Source organism: Lignipirellula cremea (genome assembly GCF_056501455.1).
Map to the genome: position 1 here is coordinate 5,012,074 of NZ_CM151415.1, position 25,297 is coordinate 5,037,370.

Genomic DNA, 25,297 nt, shown 5'->3' on the forward strand with positions numbered 1-25,297 from the left:
TCGCTGAACCGCGGCTCCGGCGCTTGATCGAGACCGGTCGCGCAGCCGACAATCGGGCTTCATCGATCGACGAAGCGATTCTTCCACGAACGGTCCGCACGGCGTTCGCGAGACCGACGGCACAGGGACGTTAGCGATGGACAAGCCCCAGTATCCGTCCCAGTTCCCGCAGCAGAGCGGCCCTTCGCCAGGTTCCGCGCCGCAGCAGGTTCCGAATCCGTACGGACAAGCTCCGGGCGGAAGCTATCCGGCGCCGCAGAATTCCGGCGGCGACAATCCGCTCGGCATGATCGCGATGATCTGCGGTCTGCTTAGCCTGGTGATGGGCTGCCCGCTATCGATCGCGGCGATCATCCTCGGCTTCCTCGGGATGAAGAAGGAGCCCAAGGGGATGGCCACGGCCGGCCTCGTTCTGGGCATCGTGACCGCGACGCTGCAACTCGTCATGCTTTGCTTCGTCATGGCCTTCTACGGTCTGATCTTCGGCGCGATGGCCGCCGGCGGCGCCGCGATCGCGGCGATGGCGCCCTACGCCGCCACCGAATCGGCCTTCCAACAGGCGGCGTCGAGCATCGAGGCGCATCATGAGTCGACCGGCGCCTATCCCAACGAAGCGGAGGGAACCAGCCTCGTCCAGGGAACCACCGACGGCTGGAACAATCAGATCGTCTATCGCCTCGACGGCGAGGAATACATTCTGGTCAGCTCCGGGCCTGACGGCATTCTCGACAACGAGGATGACGAAGATTTCTACGCCTACGAGTACGTCCCGCCAGGCGTCTACGGCGACGCGGACCCGAACAGCCCGACTCAGCAGGCGATGGCCCTGGCTTCCGAAGCGATCGACGAAACCTGGTACGAGTCCGACTCTGATCTTTATCCTGCCGACGGCGAAGGGCAGTCGCTGGTCGCCGGCTTCTCCGACGAGTGGGGGCGCCCCATCGTCTACCGCCAGGTCGACGGCGGCGACGGTTACCTCGTCATCTCGCCTGGTCCCGACGGCGCGCTCGATACGCCCGACGACCTCACCTACAACGGCTACGAATGGACGGGCGAGATTCCGAAGCCAGAGCCTGCCGAAGCGGAACCGATCGATCCTGCCATGTCGGATCTGGAAATGACGGATCCGGCGGCGCCGACCTCGCCCGCCTCGACCAAGGACGCGATTTACGAAGCCATCGGGATCATCGAAGACGAGAGTCTGAACGGATACCCGTCGAACGAAGCCGGAACTGCGATGATTGCCCATCTGAAAGACGAGTGGGGCAATTCTCTCGTCTATCGCCGGACCGACGAGCTCTACCTGATCGTCTCGCCCGGTCCCGACGGCATGCTCGACACTGACGACGACCTCAACGACGAAACGATCGAGCAGTCGCTGGCTCCCTGACCGCACGTAGGCTGGGTGACTGACTCTGTGGCTCCCTGGCGCCTTACGTATCCTTGCGATTCCCTTCGTCGTCGAATCGCATGATCGTGAAATAGACCATCGCCAGGATCAGCCCGGGCAGGATCAGGAAATAGATCCACGTCACGAGGAAGCCCATGACCAGGGCGACCAGGAAGATCAGCGCCCAGAGCCAGCCGACGCTCTTCATCATCGCCGCGAAGCGCTTCACGTTCCTGCCGATCCTTTCGCGAGTCCGATGGGGCGCCGTCTCGAGGGGAGAGCTCACTACCGACGCCGCGTCTTCTTGGATGAGTTTCGTCGATGTCGCGGTTTCACGCGACCCGCGCGGCAGTTCGTCGCAGTGCGAGGAAGACCGCTGCAACCGGGCGAAGACTTCGAACAGGGTCGGAGCCGCCCGGGATCTTGCAAGCGAACTTCGATGCGTCTAGGTTGCCCTTCTCGTACTCCGCCATTCTTACGGCAGTCACGGCATCCGCGAATGACGACGCCATGCGACGGACGTTCCACCTCACGTTGGCAGGAATCGCTGTCGGGCTGCTGGGCCTGAGCCAGATGACGAAGCTTCGCGCCGAAGAAGGCGCCGCCGAAGCGATGCAGGCGACTCCGTCGATCATCATTTCCGTCGGCTGGGAGAAGCGCCCGCTCGGTCGCTACGCGAATCGTTTCGCCCGAGGGGCGGAGCGTCTCTGCGGAACGGCCCAGTCGCAGAGCCCGGGCGTCGACGGCGGTTATGCGGCAGCCTACGCGACGTACGCCGCCGCCTACGGCCGCTCGGCAGGTACGGTCGTCGCCTGGTCGTACAGCGGACCGTTCGGCGGCATCGATCGCGAGGAGGCGTACGCCTAGTACAACGAACTGCGGTATCAGCAGGCGCTGCACGATTACTACGCTCACCTCTACGCCTGGAACGCCTACGTCGAAAGCGGTTCGACGGTGTGGTCGGCCGCCTCGGCGAAGGCCTACCAGGCGGTCTACTACGCCTGGGCCGACATCGAAGGCTGACGCCTTCAGCGACCCGCCGGCTCGGCGACCCGCCGCTTGACGCCCATGAAGCCCAGCATCTTCGCCGCGACGGCGTCGCCCGGTTCGTCGAGCAGGCTGGCGATCGTGTCGTGAGTGCGGCCCTCGAACTCGGCGTAGATCGCGTCCTGATGCCCCGCGTTCTTCATCGCCGCGACGAACCAGCGATTCTCCTCCGCCCGGGCCGGCAGATCCTGACTGCCGACGATGCAGAGCAGCCGGGGAGCGTCCCTCCTGGCATGAAACGCGGGCGACGCGGCGTCGACGATCGGCTGGAACTCCGAAACGCCCCGTTCCTCGCGCACCGTCGAGTGCGTGATCATCTGCCCCGCGACCGGCATGTAGCCTGCGACGTCCGTCGGCTGCAGATCGTGGGCGCCCAGGTACTGCGGATCCATGGCCAGCATGGCCGTCAGATACCCGCCTGCCGAGTGGCCGGAGACGTACACCCGCTTCGGATCGCCGCCCTGCTCTTTGATCGTCTTCCGGACGAAAGCGACCGCCGCCGCGGCGTCCTCGATGTACGCGGGAAAGGTGACCTTCGGACTCAGGCGATAGTTCACGCTGGCGAAGCCGACGCCCATTTCCGCGAACCGCTTGCCCGCCCCCGCCTCGATGCCGCCCCCCTTATCTCCGCCCTGCAACGCCCCGCCATGAAACCAGACGATCGTCGGGAACGCCTTCTCGACGTTCTTCCCCGCCAGCGCCACGTCCGGCACGTACAGATCGAGCTTGCACCGCTCGCGCTCATAGTCGGTAGCAGGCTGTTCCTTGTAGCCAATGCCGGATCGAAAATGTTCACCACCATCGACACTATGAGACAAAACTCCGAACAGCAGCAGCGAGAGAACTAGAAGGACCTGACGCAGATCGCCATCAGCTCCGCGCATAATGACCGGGCGGCCTACTAAAGGCGCACGATAACCGGCGTATGTTTGCAGATTACCGAGCCACATGAGAAGTCCACATCTATTAACACCGCCTTGGACCCTCCCAAGCAGCGGCATACGCCTGACATTACCCGAAGGATCCACTACCGAATAAGGTCGTACCGGGCCACCCTCCAGACTCCTTTTGTGCAAACTTCCGAAAGCGCCGGGAATCCACGTGAAACACGAGCATGTCACCGGTTGTCGGTTCGATGACGGCGATTGTAATATCAAGTGCCTCGCGAAAATATGGACTTCCCGAGGAAGTTTCTTCATCTTGGATCGGCTCACTCAGCACATCAACCACGATTCCCGGCTCTCCATAGTCTGGGGTGACGCGGTTCTTGAGTCCTTCCTTCCATTCGACGACATCCCCCGGCTGGAATGCGTCCTTCTCTAAAAATCGCGCATAGCATTCCCGTAGGATCTCCAACGAAACGGGGAATCGAGCCTCATCAAGCGCACTGCGGCCGAGCGAACGTCGATCCGTCATGGCCTCCAGTTTCTTGAGCGACCGTCGCATGCGAGACAAGGCTCGCTTCATTTCGTCCACGGCTTTCCCTTATGATTTGCGAGGATCGGGTTTAGACGATCCATAGGGATTTGACGGGCCCCGAGAATATCCTCTAGTGCGCCGAGCTAAGGCTATGCGAATTGCCTCTTCTCGGATTCGGTCGCGAAACACGAGGCGGAAATATTCATTCGACATGGCCGCAGTGACGACGGCCTTAAACCGCTGATCCCAAATGGACTGTTCTTCTCGCCGTATGCCAAACCGTGTCAGAACAGCGTCAAGCCACTGCGGCACGTTTGCAGCGTCGGCGCCCCATGCAAGAATTGCTCCTCTCATAGAGATCGCTCGAACAGCCATGGGGCGAGTAACGGCAACGTTCAGCAGCAAAGTACTTAGCTCCAGTGCCCGATCAACTGCGGCAGACCGGCGACTTCCCGCCCAGTCGACCCGCGAAAATGCTTGCACGGCGGCATCGTTTATACAAAGTGCCACATCCTCCAAAATACAGACTAACGACTCGCGGCAACATACGAAGGCAGAGGCGCCCGCTGAAGTGAAATCTATCTTCCGCACCCCATGCGGCACTGGGTTCACGCTGTGAACATTGACGCCAAGGCGATCCAGGAGCGATTCCTTAAAATACAGTACATAAACAGCGCTCGGCAAAAGATGCGAAGAGACTGCGTCGCCTACCTTCCGAGAAGGAGGGACGACCGAAAATTCCACTGGGGATTCAGCGATTGTCAGCAATCCTTGTTCGGCGTAATCAAGGATATCGTCCGCCTCCATAATACGCCCCCCCCCCTCCGCCTCCACTCCGACTTTTGCGATATGCTCGCCCGCAGAGACTATCGGCAGCCCCCAACCCATCTCAAGAGTCAAGGAACCATTCATACCCAAAACGAGAATCTTCTCGTTCACATTCATGCAATTCCTCCTAACACCTTCGCACGAACCCGATCAACGGCGTACTCAGAAACATTGTCACTTAAAGCCCATCTGTCGAATGGCAACGCGGAAACCTCGCCGGCTGCAATCATGTCGACATAATGAGAGTGCGACTCATGGTCGAACACCCAAAATGCAGAGGATACCATGCTTTCAAAGCGCGCCCGAACCTCAAAGGTCCAGTTCCGCCAATCGGAGCCAGTGGCTGCGAGGAATCCGTCCAGTTCATTCACTGGACGGTCCCAGTACTGAGCTACGGAGCCGAAGTACGTCTCGATCATGCCTTGCAAATATGTCAGCGCCTGAGACGCAGGTGCCGTATGTGCCGCCAAATACTGGCGTTCGTCTGGAGAGTACTTGTTCCAACGAAGTTCTAGCTTGCCAAAATGCAGCCCGCCCGTATCGAAGGGAGTAACGTAAGCGTCGGGGCTACCGACCACTTCGGCAAGAGAAAGGCAACAAGCCACTTGGCCCACATATCCTGGATAGGACCTACCCAAGTAATAGTAAACTGACGGCTCTACCCCCAACGACTTCTCTGCCTCAACGGTACGATGGGACCTAGGTTTTGAAATACCCAGAAGCTCGGAACTTAAGACCTCCCTTAGCGAATCGCGATCGAGACGACATATGTGGATCATCTCCATTCCAGATAGCCCATCCGCGATTAACTGCGACTGAGAAACCGTATTTCCAGGCGTATGCATTAAGAAATCCGCCGTAAAAAGTCCTTAACGGTATTCTGATTACTGCTTGGTTGCTTGTAAAGGTCGCCCGTCGGGCGTGGTTCGCGCTGGCGGCCGCCCCGCTCAGCGTTTCTGGTCTCGCTTGCGTCGTGCGCTTCGCCCACGGCCGCGCCGAGGCGAGTAGACTTGCGAACAGCGGTGCTGGATCGTGGTGCGCCGTTAGGCGCGATCGAAAGCTGCGACGGAAGCAATCTACTCCTCCTCTTCCGGCCCTTCGAGCATCACGCCCCAGCCGTCGGCGGCGCCGCCGAGGGGGTCGGCGAGAGTGTCGAGTTCTTCCTGAATGCGGAGGATCTCGTCGTAGTCGGGGACCAGTTCGACGAGAGCGTAGACGGTCCAGGAGGGGCCGAACTCTTCTTCGTCGTCGGGGTCGCTGGGGCCTTCGTCATCCGCTTCGCCTTCCAGCGGTTCGCCGTCGTCGTAGTCGATTTCCGACTCGTAGCCAGCTCCGGCGAGGGCTTCGCTGATGGCGGTCGCCGCGGCTTCGTCAGGAGCCGCCACCGCGAACTCGATCAGCAGCGGCTGGGTCATATCGATGCCCTGAGCCTCCAGTTCGGCGAGCAGCGCGCCGTCCGCGTCCTCCGGGTATTCCGTCATCGTCCGTCCGTCTGTGTGCGAGGCGCCGCGAAAGAGGGAATCGTCTAGATAGCATCGTCTCATAGTACGAGGGGCAGGCGGCGAAACGAACCGATCGTCGCCTTCTCAAGCGATGCTAATACTCTGCTGCATCTCCAGGTGTCGCCGGTTTGAGATTAAACCATCTGCGTTTGCCCTCTGTGACCAGTATCTGATAGTCCTTGGTCACTACCGAAGCAGCCGCTGTTGCCGAATCGCGAACCTGAAGCAGCGTGTATGCGCCCTCCTTATTATACTCTGCGTGCGGCAACCAGAAATGCTTGCCATTTGCCGCGAGAATGATCCTCGAAAACCCTCGCTTCTTCATCTCCAGATGCAGAATCTTATACTCTTCCCCATCAGGTTCGCCGCTCAGTTGCACGCGCGTGGTAAACCTAGCCATGTCAACGCATCCTCTCGCAAATGAGGCCCGGAAGGGCTGCCGCTACTGGAGTCTCTACTAGCTATTATACCTACGCCGGTTGCTTCCTGCCCTGCTGACCGGCGCCGTTCTTGTTTCCCCACTTTTGTTGCGGAGACTTGCTGACCGTCGGCGCCGACGCGATCAGGGAGAAGCGTCCGGGGCCGAGCAGGTCGTCGATTCGCTGACGCAGTTCCGGCGCGAGGTCGACGGACAGACCGCCCGAGCGGATCGCGACGCGGGGACCGTCAGCGAGCTGCACGATCAACTGCACCTCCCGGCGGCCCGGATAGGTGCGGAGGACCTCGCGAATCCGGGCGAAGATCTCCGGCGAGTGGGCGCTCTCCTCGACGAGGATCCGCACGCCGGAGGTGAACTTCGCCTCGGCCTGTTCCAGCGTCAGGATCTCGTTGGCGATCAGGTTCGCCTCGTCGCCGCCCCGGCGGTCGAGCACGCCGCGGACGATCACGACCGCTTCGTTGACGATCTGTTCGCCGTACTTGGCGTAGTCCCGCGGCCACTGGATGCAGCGGATCGCGCCGTCCCAGTCTTCCAGGTCGAAGTTGGCGTACTTCGACGGCTGATCGGGCTTGGGATTCTTGGTGTGGGCCAGCTTCACCGCGCCGATCATCCCCCCCAGGATGATTTCCTGCCGGTCGGGGACGTTGTCGATGGTGGTCGTGGTGTGCGTGACGTACTGGGCCAGCTTCCGCTTGTACTCATGCAGCGGATGGCTGGTCAGGTAGAAGCCGAGAACCTCCTTCTCCTTGGCCAGCTTGTCCTTCTCGACCCACTCCGGAATATCCTGCAGCGTCGTCGAGACCTCGGGCCCGTCGTCGGCGTCGTCGCCGAAGAGGCTCTTCTGCCCCGCCTTCTTGTCGGCCAGCTTGGACGCCCCGGCCTGCAGGGCCTTATCGAGCGCCGCCTCCAGTTGCGAACGCCGGGCGCCGAGGGAGTCGAACGCGCCGGCGCAGACCAGCGTTTCGAGCGCGGCCCGATTGCACTCGCTCGATTCGATCCGCTCGCAGAATTCGAACAGATCCTTGAAACGGCCCTCCTTCGTTCGTTCGCGGACGATCGCCTCCGCCGCGGAACCGCCGCAGCCCTTCACCGCGGAGAGCGCGAACAGGATCTTGCCTTCTTCGACGTCGAACTCGACATGGCTGCGGTTCACGTCGGGAGGAACGACTTCGATCCCCATCCGCTGGCAGTCTTCCAGATGCTCGACCAGCGCGTCCTTCCGCTTGAAGTTGCGGCCCGGAATGTCGGAGGAGAGCAGGGCGGCCATGAACTCGACCGGCCAGTGAGCCTTGAGGTAGGCCGTCTGGTACGCGATCAACGCGTAGGCGGTCGAGTGGCTCTTGTTGAAGCCGTAGCCGGCGAACTTGACGATCATGTCCCAGAATTCCTGGGCCTCCTGCTTCGTCAGTCCCTGGGCGACGGCGCCCTTCATGTACTGATCGTAATTCTGATCGATCAGCGACTGCTTCTTTTTGCTGATCGCCTTGATGCAGGTGTACGCGGAGGAGAGCGGAATCTGACCCAGGCGGTTCAGAATCCGCATAACCTGCTCCTGGTAGACCATGACCCCGTTGGTCTCTTCCAGGACTTCCTTCAGGATCTCGTGTTTGTACGAGGCCTCCTTGCGACCGCGCTTGACCGCGACGTACTCGTCGACCATGCCCCCTTCGAGCGGACCGGGGCGATAGAGCGCGTTGGTGGCGATGATGTCCCGGAAGTGGTCGGGCTTCATCTTCTGCAGCAGGTCGCGAATGCCTCCCGATTCGAGCTGGAAGACCCCCTTCGTTTCGCCGCGCTGCAGCAGGGCGAAGGTTTCCAGATCGTCGAGCGGGAACTTGAGCGGATCGATCCGCTCGCCCGTCGATTTCTCGATCAGGTCGACGACCTTGCGCAGAATCGTGAGATTCCGCAGGCCGAGGAAGTCCATCTTCAGCAGGCCGGCCGCCTCGACGTCGTTCATCGACCACTGGGTGATGATGTCGTCCTTGCCGGAAACCCGGGCGAGCGGGACGTACTCCGTCAGCGGCTTGTCGGCGATCACGACTGCCGCGGCATGCGTGCCGACGTTGCGGGCGAGGCCCTCGATCTTCTTCGCGAAGTCGAGCAGTTCCTTGATATCGCGGTCGCCCTCGTAGGCGGCCTTGAGATCCTCCGAAACCTCCAGCGCCTTCTCGAGCGAGATGCCGAGCGTCTCGGGCACCATCGCCGTGACCTCGTTCACGCGCACGAGCGGGATGCCGAGCGCGCGACCGACGTCCTTGATCGCAGCCCGTGCGGCGAGCGTGCCGAAGGTGCCGATCTGCGCGACGTTCTCCTCGCCGTACTTCTGCTTGACGTAGCGGATGATGTTTCCGCGCAGCTCCTTGCAGAAGTCGATGTCGATATCGGGCGCTTCCTTGCGGTTCTCGTCGAGGAACCGCTCGAACAGCAGGTCGTACCGGATCGGGCAGACGTGACTCAGGTAGAGCGCGTAGCAGACGATCGCGCCGACGCCGCTCCCTCTGGCCGTCGCCGGGATTCCCTGTTCGCGGGCTTCGCGCACGAAGTCCCAGACGATCAGGAAGTAGTTCGAGAAGCCCAGCTTCGAGATGCAGAGGAGTTCGCGATCGAGCCGGTCGCGCACGACCTGCGACAGTTCTCCGCCGGGCAGCATCTCCTCGTCGCCGGCGTAGCGTTCCTTCAGCCCCTGCTCGCACAGCTCGCGCAGATAGTCCTCCGCCGTCGCCTCCTTGGGGATCGGGTAGGCGGGGAAGTAACGCTTGCCGAGTTCCAGATCGATGTGGACGGAGTCCGCGATCTCCTGACTGCGGGCGACGGCATGTTCCAGGCCGACGAACTTGGCGTACATGTCCTCGGGCGAGCGGAGGTAAAACTCCGACCCGTCCATCTTCATGCGGTTCGTGTCAGTCCGGAACTTGCCCGTGTTGATACAGAGCAGGACGTCCTGCGTCTGGGCGTCTTCCTTGTCGACGTAGTGGCAGTCGCTGGTGGCGACCAGCGGCAAGCCGAGTTTCTGGGCGACGTCGACGGCGCCTTCCATCGCGATCCGCTGGATCTCGACGCCGTTGTTCATCACCTCGACGAAGTAGCGTTCGCCGAAGATCTTGCGAAACCATCCGGCGACGTTGACGGCGTCCTTCAGTTCCTTTTCGCCCCCGTGACCGCGCAGCAGCGACGTGCTGAACTCGCTGGAAACGCAGCCCGACAGGCAGATGATGCCTTCGCTATGCGCCTCGAGCAGTTCCTTATCGATCCGCGGCTTGTAATAGAATCCCTCCAGCGACGCATGCGAGGCCAGCTTCACCAGATTACGAAAGCCGACGCGGTTCTGCGCCAGCAGGGTGAGGTGATAGCTGGCCTCTTTCGAGCTGCCGGCGTTCGACTTGTCGAACCGGCTCCCCGGTGCGATATAAGCCTCATACCCGATGATCGGGTTAATGCCTTCGTCCTTGCAGGACTTATAAAACTGCAAAGCGCCGTGGAGATTGCCGTGATCGGTGATGGCGAGGGCGTTCATCCCCCGCTCCTTCGCCCGCTTCACGAGCTTCGGAATCGGACTCGCGCCGTCGAGCAGGCTGTAGTGCGAGTGGCAATGAAGATGGACGAATTTCCGTTCGTTCATCGGCGGCGACCGAATCCTTCGTAGGAGCTTCCTGAAACAGGGCGGCGCGACGAGTTCGTCGCTCGCCGGAAACCCTGCCGGAGTCGTACCGTCAGGGTCTGGCAAGATCGGGCGGGCAGCGGAGGAACGCGACTGCCGCCGCCCTTCCGGACGATGTCACCCGGCGCTGTCATTCTAGGGGAGCGAGACGGATGACGCCAAAGCGATCTGGCGAACTGCCGCAAGTCCACCGTGTGCAATGGCTTACATTTTCGGACCTGCCGATGCGAGCACCCGCTCGGACCGCGGGCGCTAGCGACGCTGGCGCGTGCCCGTTCCTCGTCCAGCGAATCAGGCGGATCGCCGGCGGATGATCCGCTCGCGCGGCGCTAGCCGATCGGGTTCGGGCTCCGGCGCCTGGTGCAGGTCTTCCGTCTCGACCAGGGTCAGAGGCGGGAGCGGACGTTCCGATTCGGGCCAATGCTCCGGCGCGTCCGACTGCCACCAGTTCGCGCGGTGGGCCAGGTAGAGCCCCCCCTGCACGACGAGCATTGTCAGCACCGTGATGACGAAACCGCCGAAAATCAGCCAGTTCTGGTAGCTGATCGAACTTTCGTTCGCCTGGGCGAGCGGCATCAGCGAATCGAGATTCGACATCCTGTCGCGCGGCCGGATCTGAGGGCAGGTTTCTGAAGGCGAGCCTCCGCCTCCGTGACGGCGCCGCTCCATGCTGACTATATCGAGCGGCGGCGAAACCGAACTAGACGAATCTTTTCCCGCCGCTGCGGGCGAACGGTCCGCCATGAGCCGATTCAGACGAAAGCGCCGGCGCCGCGGGCGCTCTCCCGCCGAAGAATGCTCCGAACGCCGCTATAATCGCTTCGTAAGCATCGACTTCCCTTTCCTCGTACCGATCGTCGCTCGTGTCGCCTCGCGTCGGCGTCATCCTGCCCGCTGCCGGTCGGAGCGCCCGTTTCGGCGGCTCCGGACCGAAGAAGCCCTTTGCGCTGCTGGCCGGAAAGGCTGTTTGGCTGCATGCGGCCGAGCGGTTTCTGGACCGGCCGGAGGTCGTCGACGTGACGATCGTCATTGCGCAGGACGACCGGGAATACTTTCTGGAGAAGTTCGGCGGACAATTGGCGATGAAAGGGGTCTCTGTCGCGATCGGCGGCGCCGAGCGATCGGATTCGGTAAGAAGCGGCCTGACGACGCTTCCTGCCGATCTTGATTTCGTGGCCATACACGACGCGGCCCGGCCGTGCGTCGACTCTGCCACGATCGATCGGACCTTTCAGGCTGCGTTCTCGACCGGGGCCGCGATCGCGGCCGTCCCTTCGACCAGCACGCTCAAGCGGGCGAACCGGACGCCGGGCTATACGGTTCCCACGATCGCCTCGACCGTGCCTCGCGATGACATGTGGCTGGCCCAGACGCCGCAGGTCTTTCGGCGAGACTGGTACGAGGAAGCGCTGAACCGGCACGGACACGAGCGTGTCACGGACGATGCGCAGTGGCTGGAACGCCTTGGGAAACCTGTTGCGCTAGCGCGGGGTTCCGATCTCAACCTGAAAATCACCACGCAGGACGATCTGATACTGGCCGAGGCGATCGTCCAGAAGGTGCAGGCCCGGAACAAACGCCGCGCGTTTCATCCGTTCAAAGACGACAACAGCCCCTAAGTGACTGCGTCGCACCACCGAAACCGAAGATCCAACCGGACCTGAGAAGACAGCAGCAATAGTCATGACCAGCAGCGATCCCCAATCTTCACGCCAGCAACTCACCCTCCCTGGTAACTTCCTTGGAACGTGGCAAATCGCTGTGAGTCGTGAGTCCGTCCCCAAATTCGCCGAACCGCAAGATGCCCTGAAATCATATCAGGAACGCGGGAGGTTTCCAATTCTTCTCACGGATGCAGCACGACAGTCATATTTGCAGCACTGCGCAACAAGCTCCGACCAAGCTGTCATCTCGGGTCTCAGGAACCCACTACGCTTGATCGGGAGCGTCCCTGCTCAGGACCACACTCGAAAGATCTTTTTTAGATACGGTCTTCGCGTAGCAAGGCGTCAGAGGCTGGGGCGTGCATTGCTAGACGTCCTGAAGGACCAGCCATTCGGCGAAAAAATTGATCGACGCCACATTGGCGGACGTGACCTGAGGTTCGTCGTCAAACTGCATCATGGTCGCTACGAACAGATCGCGGATTCGCTGCGCGGAGCAAAGTGGCCACACGTAGATGAGACTCTCGACTCGGAGACGGAAACAGGCCGCCCTGACGCTCTTATATTCCTCGACTACTTCATTGAAGACGCGGACACGGCGGCCGGACGGCCGTTCTATCTGGCACTCGCGCTGACATGCATTCCGACGAAGGCCGCTCGTCCCGGTCGGCTTCCGCTTAATCTCGTGCTCCACAGCGAGATGCTCTCGCGCCATGAGCGTGAGAAAATTGCGGACACTGCCGAATACATCAATTTCCACGGTGCAAACGAGAACAAGCCGAGTTTCGACATCATCGATGACTTGAAGTGGCGCGGCCTGATCCATCAGTCGACTCACGAGCACCACTTACAGAGTTGGCTGAACAAGGGCATTAGAACGCTCTATGCCGGATTCGATCCCACAGCCGATAGCCTGCATGTGGGCAACCTGATGCCGCTGTTGATGCTACGACGTTTTCAGAAGGCCGGCCACCGCCCAATTGCCCTGATCGGCGGTGCTACGGGAATGATCGGCGACCCAAGCGGGCGAAGCACCGAACGCACGCTTCTTTCGGAATGGTCGCTTGAGCAGAACATTTCCTCGATAGAATCGCAACTTCGTCGCTTCCTCGACTTCGAGGGGCGTTCGTCAGCACTCGTGCTGAACAACAACACGTGGATGAAGGATTTCACGTATCTCAGGTTCTTGAGAGAAGTCGGCAAACACTTCCCGGTAAACTTCATGGTCTCGAAGGACTCTGTGCGAAGTCGGCTAGAGGGTGATACCGGCATTAGCTATACCGAGTTCAGCTACATGCTTCTGCAAGCATACGACTTCGTCCACTTACATGAAGAGTATGACTGCAAGCTGCAAGTTGGCGGAAGTGATCAATGGGGCAATATCACCGCCGGGACGGAGCTGCTTCGGCGAATGCACGGACTGGGTGCATACGCGCTGACATGTCCACTTCTTCTGGATTCGAGCGGCCAAAAGGTAGGAAAGACGTCGACAGGCGAGCGAGTCTGGCTGTCCAGCGAGAAGATGAGTCCATATGCGTTCTATCAGTACTGGCTGAGCACGACCGACGATGATGTGAGCAGGCTTCTGCGATTTCTCACCGAGGTCTCACGAGACGAAATCGAAGTGCTTGACCTCCTTCGCCTAGAACATCCACAGTCAAGACAATCGCAACGACGCCTTGCGGAAGAACTCACGCGGCTTGTTCATGGGGAAAAAGGACTTCATTTGGCAGAGCGAGCGACTGCGATCCTCTTCGGTGGAGAAATTCACGACGTCTCCGAGAGCGAGTTGCTCTCAATATTCCCTGACATCCCAAGCATGTCATTTCCTCGGTACCGACTGCGGGAAAGCTTCTCCTTAGTGGAAGGCATGGTCCTTGTCGGACTCGCCAAGAGCAACGGCGAAGCCAGGCGGTCAATCGAGCAGGGAGGCGTCTACGTCAATAACCGCCGGGCGGACGGCATCGATCGATCGTTGACGGCGAGCGACCTGGTCGGCGGCTCGGTCATCGTGCTCCGCAAGGGGAAGAACAAGTACGGCCTGCTGAAGTTCGTCGGTTGAGGCGATCCCGTCCCGGAAGTAAACGATGACGCGTCCGATCGACCGCCTCGCTTCGCGTCGCGACGCGCTCAAGATCCTCGCCGGACTGGGCGTCGGGAGTCTCGCGCTCCAACGGGCGCTCGCCCAGCAGGCAGGCGAGGGCGTCGCGATCACGCTGGACGGCGTGCGGCAGGCGGAGTGGGTCGCCGATCTCGAACTGACCGATCCGCAGCGCGAGGAGATCGTCCAGGCGCTCGCTCAGGTCGCGAGCACGACCCGGAAACTGCACGAAGTCTCGGTCGATTACTCCACGCCGCCGGCGTTTCAGCTTCGAACGCTGCCGCAGGGAACGCCGCCCGACGTCGAACCCCCCTTCCGACCGACCGGCTGGGCCACGAAGGGGGAGATCGCACGGCCAGCTAGCGATGAAGACCTGGCGTTTCTTTCCGTTCGCGAACTTGCCGGGATGCTGCGTCGCAAGGAGACGACGTCGGTCGAGCTGACGAAGCTGTCGATCGCCCGGCTCAAGCAGTACGACCCGGCGCTTCTCTGCGTGATCACGCTTCTGGAGGTCGCCGCGCTCGCTCAGGCGGAACGTGCGGATCGCGAAATGGCGGAGGGGCTCGATCGCGGACCGCTGCACGGCATTCCGTGGGGCGCGAAGGATCTGATGGCCGTGCCGGGCGCAAGGACGACGTGGGGCGCGGGGCACTATCGCGAACAGACGCTGACCGAGTACGCGACCGTCGCGGAGCGTCTGGAAGAAGCGGGCGCGGTCCTCGTGGCGAAGCTGACGCTCGGCGCGCTGGCGCTGGGGGACCGCTGGTACGGAGGTCAGACGCGGAACCCGTGGAACGCGGAGCAGGGCTCCAGCGGATCGTCCGCCGGCAGCGCCGCTGCCGTCGTCGCAGGCCTCGTCCCGTTCGCCATCGGCAGCGAAACCCTCGGCAGCATCGTCTCCCCGTGCAGGCGCTGCGGCGCGACGGGACTTCGTCCGACGTTCGGTCGCGTGAGCCGGCATGGCTGCATGCCGCTTTCCTGGACGATGGACAAGCTCGGCCCCATCGCGCGCGATGCCGATGACTGTGCGGTCATCTTCGCCGCGATTCATGGCGCCGACGGGTGCGACCCCTCCGCGGTGACGAAGGCCTTTCGCTGGCCGCCGGAGCGATCGGATCTGTCGCGAATGCGGATCGGCTTTCGCGAGGGCGCGAAGCAGCCGGAGGAGCGCGAAGACCTGCGTCCGCTGCTCGACCTGGGCGCGACGTTCGTTCCGATCTCGCTTCCCATGGACCTGCCGCTGTCGGCGATGACGACGATCCTCGAAGTCGAGGCAGCCGCTTCCTTCGAGCAGCCGACGCGCGAAGGCGTCACCGAGGGACTCGGCGCCTGGCCCGCGACCTTCCGCCGGGCGCGCTTCGTGCCGGCCGTCGATTACGTTCACGCGCAGCGGCTGCGAACGAAGCTCATGCAGCAGATGCAGGCCCTGTTCGACGCGGTCGATCTGTACGTCGCCGACGACGACCTGGTCCATTCGAACCTGTCGGGGCACCCCAGCGTCGTATTCCCCGCCGCGGGCGGAAAGCGCGAGGCGGGGCAGGCTCCGCCGACGCTCGTTCTTACCGGACCCTGGTTCGGCGAAGAGACGCTGCTCGCGGCGGCGGTCGCCTACCAGCAGGCGACGACCGTCCATCGCGAGCGTCCGCCTCTGGATAAGCTGCTCGAACTACCCTGAGCGTGACTGCACCCCGGGCTCTGTATCGACGTTTCCTGAAGGAATCTCACGCGCCGATGATCGTCAAGCGTCGCCTGACCTGGATCAAGCAGATCTTCACGTGGAAGGGCAACGTCCTGCGGAAGATCTGGAAGCGGCTCCTCTCCGTCTTCGTCGCAGCGAGCGTCGTCACCTTCTTCGACTGGGATCTGCAGCCGCAGGGGACGCACATCGTCGAAGGTTACACCGCGGTCGTCGTGCTGTTCACGCTCTCGGAACTGCCTTTCACGATGGTCGGCTTCGCGCTCGGCATCTTCCTCGGCTTCCGCAACAACGAAAGTTACCAGCGCTTCTGGGAAGGTCGCCGTCTGTGGGGCCAACTGGTGAACCTGAGCCGCACCTTCTCGCGGCAGGTCCTGACGATGATCTCGGAGCCCGTCGATCGTCGCGATCTGATCGAAGGCGATACGCCGCTGGAGCCGGTCGAGAAGATGCACCGGCGTCTGATCTACGCCATGATCGGCTACGTCCATTCGCTGCGGCATCACCTGCGTCACGAATCGTCGATCGACGAACTGGCGCGGTGGCTCGACCCGGCGGAGGTCGAAGAACTTCGCTCGCAGCGCAACCCGCCGATTCGCATCCTGCAGTTCATCGGAATGCGACTGAAGACGGAGTTCCAGGCGGGCCGGATCGACGTGATCCGCTTCCAGGAACTCGAACGAACGCTCGCCCAGGCGACCGATGTGCAGGGAGGATGCGAGCGGATCAAGGCGACGCCGCTGCCGTTCACGTACGGTCAACTGACGCACACGATCGTCGCGCTTTACTGCTACTTCCTGCCGTTCGGCATCGTGGCGAAGACGGGGTGGATGACGCCACTGGTGACGGCGTTCCTGGCCTACGTCTTTCTCGGGCTGGACAGCATCGGCGACGAACTGGAAGACCCGTTCGGCACCGAACCGAACGATCTGCCGCTGTCGCACATCAGCCGCACGATCGAGATCAACCTGCTTCAGTCGCTCGACGAACCCGACATCCCGCCCCCGCTGCAGCCGGTGGACGACATGATCTGGTGAGGCGAAATCGTCGCTACGCGATGACCTCTTTCACCACGCTGCCGTGCACGTCGGTCAGGCGGAAGTCGCGACCGGCGTAGCGGTAGGTGAGCTTCGTGTGATCGAAGCCCAGCAGGTGCAACATCGTCGCGTGCAGGTCGTGGACATGCACTGGATTCTCGGTCGCCTTGAAGCCGAACTCGTCGGTCGCTCCATGCACCGTGCCTCCCTTCACGCCGCCGCCGGCGAGCCAGCAGGTGAAGCCCCAATGGTTGTGGTCGCGACCGTTGATCTTGCCGGCGTTCGAACCGGCCTGGGGTAGTTCGACCACCGGGGTGCGACCGAATTCGCCCCCCCACAGGATCAGCGTCTCGTCGAACAGGCCCAGATTCTTGAGGTCGTCCATCAGTGCCGCGATGCCGGAATCGGTCTGCTGGGCCAGTCGACGGTGGTTGACCTCCAGATCGTCATGGTTATCCCACGGCTGACCTTCGCCATGCCAGACCTGCACGAAGCGAACGCCCCGCTCGACGAGCCGTTTGGCGATCAATAGCTGACGCCCCTGAACGCTGTCGCCGTACCGCTTCCGCGTCTCTTCGGATTCCTGTTCGATGTCGAAAGCGTCGCGGGCTTCGGACTGCATCCCATAGGCGAGCTCGAACGACTGGATCCGCGCTTCGAGCGCGCCGTCGCCGGGCCGGGCTTCGTGGTGCGCCTTATTCAACGCCTGGGCGAGGTCGAGTTGCCGGCGTTGCTTCTCGGGATCGAGCCGTTCGTTGCGGACGTTCTCGATCAGTTCGTCGATCTTCCGCTTCTGCGAATCGACGTACGTCCCCTGGTAGATGCCGGGAAGAAAGGCCGACTGCCAGTTCTGACCCGAGACGATGGGGTAGCCGCCTGGGCACATGGCGACGAAGCCCGGCAGATTTTGATTCTCCGTGCCGAGGCCGTAGGTGAGCCACGATCCGAAGCTGGGGCGAACCAGTCGCGACTCGCCGCAGTTCATCAGCAGCAGCGACGGCTCGTGATTGGGGACATCCGCCCGCATGGAGCGAATGATCGCCATGTCGTCGATGTGCCGCGCCGTCTGCGAAAAAAGTTCGCTGACTTCGATGCCCGACTGGCCGTACTTCTGGAACTTGAACGGCGAGGGGAGGGCGGCGCCGGTGGGGCGCTCGGTCTTGAGGTTCTCCATCGGCAGCGTCTTGCCGACGTACTTCTCCAACGCCGGCTTCGGGTCGAACGTATCAACCTGCGACGGACCGCCGTTGCAGAAGATATGAATGACGTGCTTCGCTTTCGCCTGGAAGTGGGGCTGCTTCGGAGAAAGCGGATTGAGATAGCTCGCCTGCGTCTCCGAACCCCGCGCATCGCGAAGCGCCTCGTCCCCCAGAAGCGTCGCGAGCCCCAGCATCCCCAGGCCCACGCCGCTGCGGCGGAGCATATCGCGCCGGGTGACGATCGGCGAACTGCTGCAGGGCGTATCGAATTCGTGCATGGCGTATTTCTCAGGCGTTCGTCACAGAGCGGACTCTGGCGACGCGGATGATTCAGTCGACGAAGGTGAACGGCGAACTCATCAGCAGGGACTGGCAAAGCTCCGCCCAGGCGGAGGGATCGCCTTCGCGTCCGGCGATGAACGCCGTGCAAAGCTCCCGCTCGTCGGTCGATGGATCGCGAGAGAGGGCGATGCGGAAGAGTTCGCCGATTCGCGCATCGGTCGCTTCCGACGATCCGCAAACGCGGTCGCGGAGCGAGTCGGCATGCGTCTGAATGAGCGGCGAGTTCATCAGGAAGAGCGCCTGCTGCGGCACGACCGTTTCCGGCCTCCGGGCGCTGCTCTGGTCGGGACTGGCGATGTCGAACGCACGGAACGTCTGAGGCAGCGCCTGCCGATCGATGGAAGCGTAGAGCGTTCGTCGACCTGGATACGGCGGCTTCAAAACTTCGACGGCCTTTCCGTGCATGGTTCCGTCGAAGCGTCCCGCCGCGACGACGATCGAGTCGCGCAGCGGCTCCCATTCCAGTCGCCGCCGCTCGTACCGCCAGAAGAGACGATTCTCCGGATCGGCCAGGTACGCATTCTCGTCGAGGCGATCGATCTGCCGGTACGCGTTCGACGCCATGATCTCGCGATGAAGGGCCTTCAGCGACCATCCGGAGTCGATCAGTCGGCCGGCGAGATAGTCGAGCAGTTCGGCCTGCACCGGCTTCTCGGTTCGAATGCCGAAATCGCTGGGCGACGCGACGAGCGGCTCGCCGAAGTGGTGCATCCAGACGCGATTCACGATCACGCGCGCCGTCAGCGGGTTCTCCGCAGAAGCGACGTCGCGAGCGAGTTCCAGCCGACCGCCCGTTTCGTAAGGCTTCGCGTCAGCCTTCGCGACGACGGGAATGAACTGCCGCGGGACGACATCGCCCGGGCTGTCGGGTTTCCCGCGCTTGAAGATTCTTGGATCGTGCTTGCCGTTCTGTTCGAGGACCATCGCCCGCGGCGGAGGATCGGCGTGGTCGGCTTCGAACTGCTTCGCCTTCTTCTCCACCTCCTGGAGGCGGTCGCGGTCTTCGCGATGGCGATACTCTCTCGACTTCTCGAAAGAGACGTTGGCGGGGAACGTCTCCGCGGCGACGATCGGTTCGAATCGATTGACGATGGCCGCCGGCGCCGAGACCGGTTGTTCGGCAGAACCTGACGCCTTCGCCGCGAGCGCCGTCCGGGCCGATTCGATCAGTTCCTGATACGCCTTCGCAGCGACGAAGATCGCGTCGATCCGCCGCACAGGCATCTTCGCATCGAAGCGTTCGATGATCGTCCGCTTCATCGAAAGCGACGGGGGCTGCTCTTGATCGTCCGCAGGAACCGCCCCAACTTCGGCACGCCAGGCAGTCAGCGTCTCGGTCAGCTTGGCCGGAAATTCCGCCTCGGGCAGATCGATGACGCTCAGCAGCGGCGCGAAGGGCGAACCCTCTTCGCTGCGGCGTTCCTTGACCCAGTCGCCGAAGCGGTCGAGCATCCGTTTGCGAACGTCCTTGTCCTCCATCGTGAGCCCCTCGGGACGGGGCTCGCTCATCGCCGGCAGGTCGTACTGCGTTCGGACGACGTAATCGGCGAAGGACTTGTACGCCTGATCGACGATCTCCGTATGGAGTTGTCGCTCGAAGGCCTCGACCTCCTTCTTCCGCTCTTCGAGACCGGCGAAGAATTCCTTGTAACGATCGCGATCTCGCTCGGAGATGATCAGCGGCAGTTCCTCCGGCTGACGGCTGCTGGCGAAGATGCCGTACCAGGAGTAGTAGTCGCCGATCGCGATGGCGTCGTACTTATGATCGTGGCAGCGAGCGCACGCGACGGTCAGTCCCAGCAGGCCGCGCGAGACCGCGTCGATCTTGTCGTCGAGATTGTCCTGCCCGTTGTTAAAGTCGCGTCCGACCGTCAGAAAGCCGAGCCCTGCGAGAGCCTCCGGTCCGCGGGGATCGGGCAGCAGATCCGCGGCAAGTTGCTCCTGCACGAACCGATCGTAAGGCAGATCCTGATTCAGCGATCGGACGACGTAGTCGCGGTACGTGAACGCGTAGGGATAACGATTGTCCCGGGTGAAGGCGTAGCCGCTGGTATCGGCATAGCGCGCGACGTCGAGCCAGTGCCTGCCCCAGCGCTCGCCGTAGCGGGGCGAAGCGAGCATCCGATCGATCGCCCGCTCCCAGGCGTCGGGACGAGCGTCCTGTTCGAACGCCTGCACCTCTTCGTAGCTCGGCGGCAGGCCCAGCAGGTCGAAGCTCGCCCGGCGGAGCAGCGTGTACCGATCGGCCTCGGGCGAATAGGCAAGGCCCTTCGCCTCGAGCTTCGCGATCAGGAACTGATCGATCGGCGTAACCGCGCGCGAAGCATCGGCGACCGCGGGAGGTGTCGGACGCGTGACGGGTTGATAGGCCCAATGCTGCGCACGGTCCTGGGCGCGACGCTCTTCGATGGAGGAGACGCGCAGACCGCCCGCCGACTCGGGCCACGGAGCGCCGGCCTCGATCCAGCGTTCGAGCGCGGCGAGTTCCTCCTCGGGCAGCTTGCCGGAGGGAGGCATCTCCAGATCGTTCTCGTGCCGGATCGCCTGGCGGAAGAGCCCCGGCTTCGCGTCCCCCTCGCCGACGAGAGGCTCGCCCCGGACGCCGCCGGCTGCGAACGCTTCCTTCGAATCGAGGCGCAGTTCGCTCTCGGCGTTGTCCGGCCCGTGACACTCCACGCAGCGCGCGATCAGGATCGGACGGATGGTCGTCTCGAAGAACTTGGCGGATTCGGCAGTGCCCTCGTCCGCCCACAGCGGCACGGCGAAGGACAGGCAGAGCGCGACGACGGCGCAGCGGATTATGAATCTGTTTCGCTTCAACATCGTCGGCAGATCGTGGCGGGAGAGCGGAAGGCGGGACGACGAACGCTCCCGAAGAGAGGGTCATTCGCCGCGAAAGCATTGTACCGCCCATTCCGGCAAAGGACCAAACCGATCCAAGCCCGTCGCCTGCAAGTTCGAATCGAACGTTCCACATCTAACGGCTGACGTTTTCGATCGATGGAGGTTTCTTCAGGCAGGCGGTCGGTTGACGGAAACGCGTCGTACGAATAGAGTCTTTTGGAAGTGAGACACGATCTCACACTCTACGAGCGCAGCCACGCACGCGGACGCTTCCGCAGCTAGCCAGCTCCCTGACCGAAACGCTTTTCGGTCATCTCCATCCCTAGGAGGCTTTCGATGCGAGCTCGCGGATTTACCCTCGTCGAATTGCTGGTGGTCATTGCGATCATCGGCGTCCTCGTCGCGCTCCTGTTGCCAGCCGTGCAGGCTGCGCGCGAAGCGGCGAATCGTATGTCGTGCAGCAACAATCTGAAGCAGATCAGTCTGGCGATCCACAACTACGCCGACACGTATCGACGACTGCCGCTCAGCCGTTCGACGTTCACGAACGACGAAGGGAACGCCACGATGAACGGGTTTCATATGGTGATCATGCCGTTCATCGAGCAGGGCAACCTCGCCGACCAATACAACTTCGCGAAGGGCTATGACCATCAGGTGAATCAACCGGTCGTGAATACCGTCGTTCCGTTTCTGTCGTGTCCTTCGAGCGCTGGTTCGGGTGCGACCGTGACGGTCGCCGACGTAGGCGGCTCGCAATACACCGCGGGAACGCTCGCGTCGGGAAGCTACTATCCCGTCCGCAATGTTCGGAATGCAGCGAATCGAGTGACCGAGGGCTGCTTCGCCGCCTTCCAGAACGGCGTTCTATCAGGCCAGGGGGGAGACGGATCCCTGGTCACGAAGTTCGCCGGCATCACGGACGGAACCTCGAATACGTTCTGGGTAGTCGAAATCGGCGGGCGACCCGACTTCTATCAGACGAATAAGGTCATCACGCCCGTTCCGACAGGATTCCACGTCTTCTCTTCCTGGTCCGGAAATACGGCGATGGCGCTCAACTCCTACACGATGGATGGAACGACGCGACCCGGGCCCTGCATGATGAACTGCAGCAATCAGTTCCAGGCCTACAGCTTCCACCCCGGCGGCTGCATGTTCGGCCTGGCCGACGGCTCGGTGCGATTTCTGCCCGAGACGCTCGACGGCGATACGTTCCGCGCGCTCGGCTCCCCCAACGGCGGCGAAGCCGTGCAGATGCCGTGATGCCAGCTAATCAACGGACGTCTTCGCTCGCTCTGTCGTGCTTCGCCGCGGCCTTCGTCGCAGCGGCGCTGGGTTGCGGCGGACCTGCCCGGGTAGAGTTGCATCCGGCGACCGGTCAGGTTCAGAAGAACGGCAAACCGGCAGCGGGCGCACGGGTGACCCTTCACCCCGCGGCCTCCATCATCGACGAACAGGCGAAGGCTCTTCGTCCGAGCGGGGTCGCCGACGCCTCGGGGACTTACTCGCTTTCGACGTACGTGCCGGAGGACGGCGCGCCTGCAGGCGAGTGGACCGTTACCGTCGTCTGGCCCGATCCCAAGATCGACGAAAAACGCCGGCTGGAGATCGAGTCCGACGGAAACTCCGTCCCGGACATCTTGCAGGGACGCTTCGCGAAGCCGGAGTCGTCGCCCTGGAAAGCCACGATCGCCGCAGGAGCGAACACGCTTCCGACGATCGATCTCGCCAAGCCTTAATCCGTTCGCGGAATACCTGCATGATCAACTTCAACGGCCGTTCAACGCATCGATTCGGCGCGATTGTCGCGCTCGCTCTCTCGGCAGGCTTCGCGGCTCGCGGAGCTGACGACGTTCCGGCGGCAGGCGTCGAATCGCCGTCGCTGACGATCGTCCGCTCCGTGAAGTCCGGCGCCTGGAGTTCGCCCGAGACCTGGGAAGGCGATCGCATTCCTCAGGCTGGCGACGTCGTATTGGTGAAGGCCGGCCACGAAGTCGCGTACGACGTCGCGTCGGAAGAGGTGATTCGTGCGGTTCATATCTCAGGCGTCTTGAATTTCGCGACCGATCGCGACACGCGGCTGGAAGTGGGGCTCGTCAAAGTCCAACCGGGCGACGGCGTCTCGGAGAACGGCTTCGACTGCGACGCGCACGGACTGCATGCGATGGGCAAGGGCCCGCAGCCGCAGCTCCTGATCGGGACGCCGGACCGACCGATTCCGGCGGGCCATATGGCGCTGATCCGCCTGCACGCGATTCCCGGGACGGACGAGAAGTCGTGGCCCGCGATCGTCTGCTGCGGCGGTCGCATGGAGATTCATGGCGCCCCCATGAACCGGACGTGGGTCAAGCTCACGCGGACCGCGGACGACGGCGCGACGAAAATCTTCCTCGCCGACTCGGTGACGGGATGGAACGAAGGCGATCAGATTCTGATCACGGGCACCTCCCGACAGGAGCCTGTCCAGGGGATCCGAACGGCCCATGTTACCGACCAGCCCGCGTCCGAGGTTCGCACGATCGTCGACGCCCAGAAGATGAACGGTCTGGCGAGCATGTCCGCCGGCGCTCAGGCGACGCTGACGCTCGACCGCCCGCTCGAAAAGACGCATCGCGGCGGCGAGTACAGCGCCGAGGTCGCGAACCTCAGCCGGAACGTCATCATCGAGTCCGCCGATCCCGAGAAGGGCAGGGGACACACGATGTACCACCGCGGGTCGGCCGGTTCGATCAGCTATGCAGAGTTCCGCCACCTCGGCAAAGAAGGCGTCCTCGGTCGCTACCCGATCCACTTCCATCTCGCCGGCGACACGATGCGCGGCAGCTCGGTCATCGGAGTCAGCGTCTGGGACAGCGGCAATCGCTGGATCACGATCCACGGCACGCAGTACCTGGTCGTCCGCGACTGCATCGGCTATAGCAGCGTCGGCCACGGCTTCTTTCTGGAAGACGGAACGGAAGTCTTCAACGTCTTCGATCGCAACCTGGCCGCCCAGGCGACGGTCGGCAAACCGCTTCCCGACCAGGTGCTGCCGTTCGATCTCAATGACGGCGCCGGCTTCTGGTGGGCCAACAGCCTGAACGCGTTCACGCGAAACGTCGCCGTGGAATGCGACCAGCACGGCTATCGGTTCGAGGCCGAAAAGACCGAAACCTTCGACACGACGCTACCCATTCCGCAGGCCGACGGATCGCGGAAGCCGACCGACATCCGGACGCTCCCCTTCCTGCGGTTCGAGGATAACGAGGCCCATTGCCATCGGCGATTCGCGCTGAATCTCGGCGGCATTCGCGGTCTGACCTACGGCGGATTCGACTCCGAAGCCGACGAGTACAAGTACGCGCAGGGAATCGGCGGAACGTGCGACGGCGTCGGCCCCGACCCCAGTCATCCGTTCGTGATCCGCAACTTCAAAGTATGGGATTCGCACTGGGCGTTTCATGCGATGACGCCCTGCGTGATGGTGCAGGGTCTCGACGTCTTCGACTGCAACTACGGCATCTGGCGCACGATCATGGATCTGCACCAGTACGACGACATCTCCTTCCGCCAGATCCAGTCGCACGCCATCTTCTTCCCGATGGGCGGACATGGTCCGGAGATCCGTCTCGAAGACGGCATGGCGAAGTACCCGAACTTCGCGCGCAAGGACGATCTGCCTCCGATCACGGTCGTCACGCGCGTGAATCGACTCTCGTCCGGATCGATCGAAGTCTACGGAACTTCGATCGACGACGAACGCGTCGCGGGCGTGCTCGTCGCGGGAGAGCAGGCGCAGTCGGTGCGAGGCGACTTCGCCGAATGGCGAATCGAACTCTCTGCCGACGTCGCGGCTACTGCGGACCTGACTGCCGCGGCCATCGACGACGCCGGCAACGTGGAACCGCGACCCCATCGCTTCGGATCCGACGCAAGCGAGGATGCGTCGCTCCAGACGTCCGTCAGCGCCGGTCACCTGCATCGCTGATCGATAAGCGCTCCCCAGGTTTCATTCACGACTCGGATCCGCTTGCCATACGGCCGCCTGCAGCAGGCGTTCGCCGCGTTCGACCGCGCGAAGTTCGCTTCGCATCGACGCCTCCGATCGGCCTCGGCGCCCCCTCGAAAGTCGTCGCGGCGGCGAGG

Annotated in this window: 20 protein-coding genes; 9 read left to right on the forward strand and 11 right to left on the reverse strand. The window is 62.5% G+C overall.

Translation table 11 applies throughout. The annotated features are described in order from the left end of the window. Positions 1-136 precede the first annotated feature (136 nt). A complete protein-coding gene (locus SH602x_RS19515; RefSeq protein WP_479473899.1) occupies positions 137-1,390 on the forward strand; it encodes a DUF4190 domain-containing protein in 1,254 nt (417 codons plus the stop codon). A 43-nt stretch (positions 1,391-1,433) separates the two neighbouring features. On the opposite strand, the gene SH602x_RS19520 is transcribed toward SH602x_RS19515, so the two are convergent. Next, positions 1,434-1,619, reverse strand: coding sequence for a hypothetical protein (locus SH602x_RS19520; RefSeq protein ID WP_479473900.1), 186 nt, complete (start codon positions 1,617-1,619; stop codon positions 1,434-1,436). A 281-nt stretch (positions 1,620-1,900) separates the two neighbouring features. Here SH602x_RS19520 and SH602x_RS19525 point away from each other — a divergent pair, with 281 nt between their 5' ends. Then, on the forward strand, positions 1,901-2,257 hold the full coding sequence (locus tag SH602x_RS19525) for a hypothetical protein (protein WP_479473901.1): 357 nt from the start codon (positions 1,901-1,903) through the stop codon (positions 2,255-2,257). Positions 2,258-2,418: 161 nt separating this feature from the next. Here SH602x_RS19525 and SH602x_RS19530 read toward each other — a convergent pair whose 3' ends face one another. From SH602x_RS19530 to SH602x_RS19565, 8 genes are all read right to left on the reverse strand, one after another. Further along, positions 2,419-3,321 (reverse strand): alpha/beta hydrolase, encoded by a 903-nt coding sequence (locus SH602x_RS19530; protein WP_479473902.1) that lies wholly within the window; start codon positions 3,319-3,321, stop codon positions 2,419-2,421. A gap of 127 nt (positions 3,322-3,448) precedes the next feature. Then, positions 3,449-3,913, reverse strand: coding sequence for a hypothetical protein (locus SH602x_RS19535; RefSeq protein WP_479473903.1), 465 nt, complete (start codon positions 3,911-3,913; stop codon positions 3,449-3,451). A 9-nt stretch (positions 3,914-3,922) separates the two neighbouring features. Continuing rightward, entirely contained in the window at positions 3,923-4,801 is an 879-nt protein-coding gene (locus SH602x_RS19540) for a hypothetical protein (RefSeq protein ID WP_479473904.1), read from the reverse strand. Further along, entirely contained in the window at positions 4,798-5,289 is a 492-nt protein-coding gene (locus SH602x_RS19545) for a hypothetical protein (protein WP_479473905.1), read from the reverse strand. The genes SH602x_RS19540 and SH602x_RS19545 overlap by 4 nt, the downstream gene beginning before the upstream one ends. Before the next feature lie 471 nt (positions 5,290-5,760). Next, positions 5,761-6,165 (reverse strand): ribonuclease E inhibitor RraB, encoded by a 405-nt coding sequence (locus SH602x_RS19550; RefSeq protein WP_479473906.1) that lies wholly within the window; start codon positions 6,163-6,165, stop codon positions 5,761-5,763. A 115-nt stretch (positions 6,166-6,280) separates the two neighbouring features. Continuing rightward, entirely contained in the window at positions 6,281-6,586 is a 306-nt protein-coding gene (locus tag SH602x_RS19555) for a hypothetical protein (protein WP_479473907.1), read from the reverse strand. A gap of 70 nt (positions 6,587-6,656) precedes the next feature. Continuing rightward, positions 6,657-10,247, reverse strand: a complete 3,591-nt coding sequence (gene dnaE, locus SH602x_RS19560; RefSeq protein ID WP_479473908.1) for a DNA polymerase III subunit alpha — start codon at positions 10,245-10,247, stop codon at positions 6,657-6,659. A 330-nt stretch (positions 10,248-10,577) separates the two neighbouring features. Then, complete coding sequence (locus tag SH602x_RS19565; RefSeq protein WP_479473909.1) at positions 10,578-10,883, reverse strand: hypothetical protein; 306 nt, start codon at positions 10,881-10,883, stop codon at positions 10,578-10,580. Positions 10,884-11,149: 266 nt separating this feature from the next. Here SH602x_RS19565 and ispD point away from each other — a divergent pair, with 266 nt between their 5' ends. The 4 genes from ispD to SH602x_RS19585 all read left to right on the forward strand — a co-directional run bounded on the left by ispD (position 11,150) and on the right by SH602x_RS19585 (position 16,784). Beyond that, on the forward strand, positions 11,150-11,905 hold the full coding sequence (gene ispD / locus SH602x_RS19570; RefSeq protein WP_479473910.1) for a 2-C-methyl-D-erythritol 4-phosphate cytidylyltransferase: 756 nt from the start codon (positions 11,150-11,152) through the stop codon (positions 11,903-11,905). Positions 11,906-12,314: 409 nt separating this feature from the next. Then, positions 12,315-14,012, forward strand: coding sequence for a tyrosine--tRNA ligase (gene tyrS, locus SH602x_RS19575; protein ID WP_479473911.1), 1,698 nt, complete (start codon positions 12,315-12,317; stop codon positions 14,010-14,012). A gap of 25 nt (positions 14,013-14,037) precedes the next feature. Then, entirely contained in the window at positions 14,038-15,726 is a 1,689-nt protein-coding gene (locus SH602x_RS19580) for an amidase (RefSeq protein WP_479473912.1), read from the forward strand. 56 nt (positions 15,727-15,782) lie between these two features. Beyond that, positions 15,783-16,784 (forward strand): bestrophin family protein, encoded by a 1,002-nt coding sequence (locus SH602x_RS19585; protein ID WP_479473913.1) that lies wholly within the window; start codon positions 15,783-15,785, stop codon positions 16,782-16,784. Between the two features lie 13 nt (positions 16,785-16,797). Here the strand turns inward: SH602x_RS19585 and SH602x_RS19590 are convergent, their stop codons facing one another. Both SH602x_RS19590 and SH602x_RS19595 read right to left on the reverse strand, forming a co-directional pair. Continuing rightward, on the reverse strand, positions 16,798-18,261 hold the full coding sequence (locus tag SH602x_RS19590; RefSeq protein ID WP_479473914.1) for a DUF1501 domain-containing protein: 1,464 nt from the start codon (positions 18,259-18,261) through the stop codon (positions 16,798-16,800). Between the two features lie 52 nt (positions 18,262-18,313). Then, positions 18,314-21,148: a PSD1 and planctomycete cytochrome C domain-containing protein gene (locus SH602x_RS19595; protein WP_479473915.1), complete on the reverse strand. Its 2,835-nt coding sequence runs from the start codon at positions 21,146-21,148 to the stop codon at positions 18,314-18,316. Between the two features lie 357 nt (positions 21,149-21,505). Here SH602x_RS19595 and SH602x_RS19600 point away from each other — a divergent pair, with 357 nt between their 5' ends. Genes SH602x_RS19600 through SH602x_RS19610 form a run of 3 tightly spaced genes read left to right on the forward strand, consistent with a single transcriptional unit; the run spans position 21,506 to position 25,139 of the window. Beyond that, positions 21,506-22,435: a DUF1559 family PulG-like putative transporter gene (locus SH602x_RS19600; RefSeq protein ID WP_479473916.1), complete on the forward strand. Its 930-nt coding sequence runs from the start codon at positions 21,506-21,508 to the stop codon at positions 22,433-22,435. Then, the gene (locus tag SH602x_RS19605) at positions 22,435-22,911 is read left to right on the forward strand and encodes a hypothetical protein (protein ID WP_479473917.1); all 477 of its coding nucleotides are present in this window, start codon (positions 22,435-22,437) and stop codon (positions 22,909-22,911) included. Before SH602x_RS19600 ends, SH602x_RS19605 begins: the two co-directional genes overlap by 1 nt. Positions 22,912-22,931: 20 nt before the next feature. Next, positions 22,932-25,139, forward strand: a complete 2,208-nt coding sequence (locus tag SH602x_RS19610; RefSeq protein ID WP_479473918.1) for a G8 domain-containing protein — start codon at positions 22,932-22,934, stop codon at positions 25,137-25,139. Positions 25,140-25,297 lie beyond the last annotated feature (158 nt).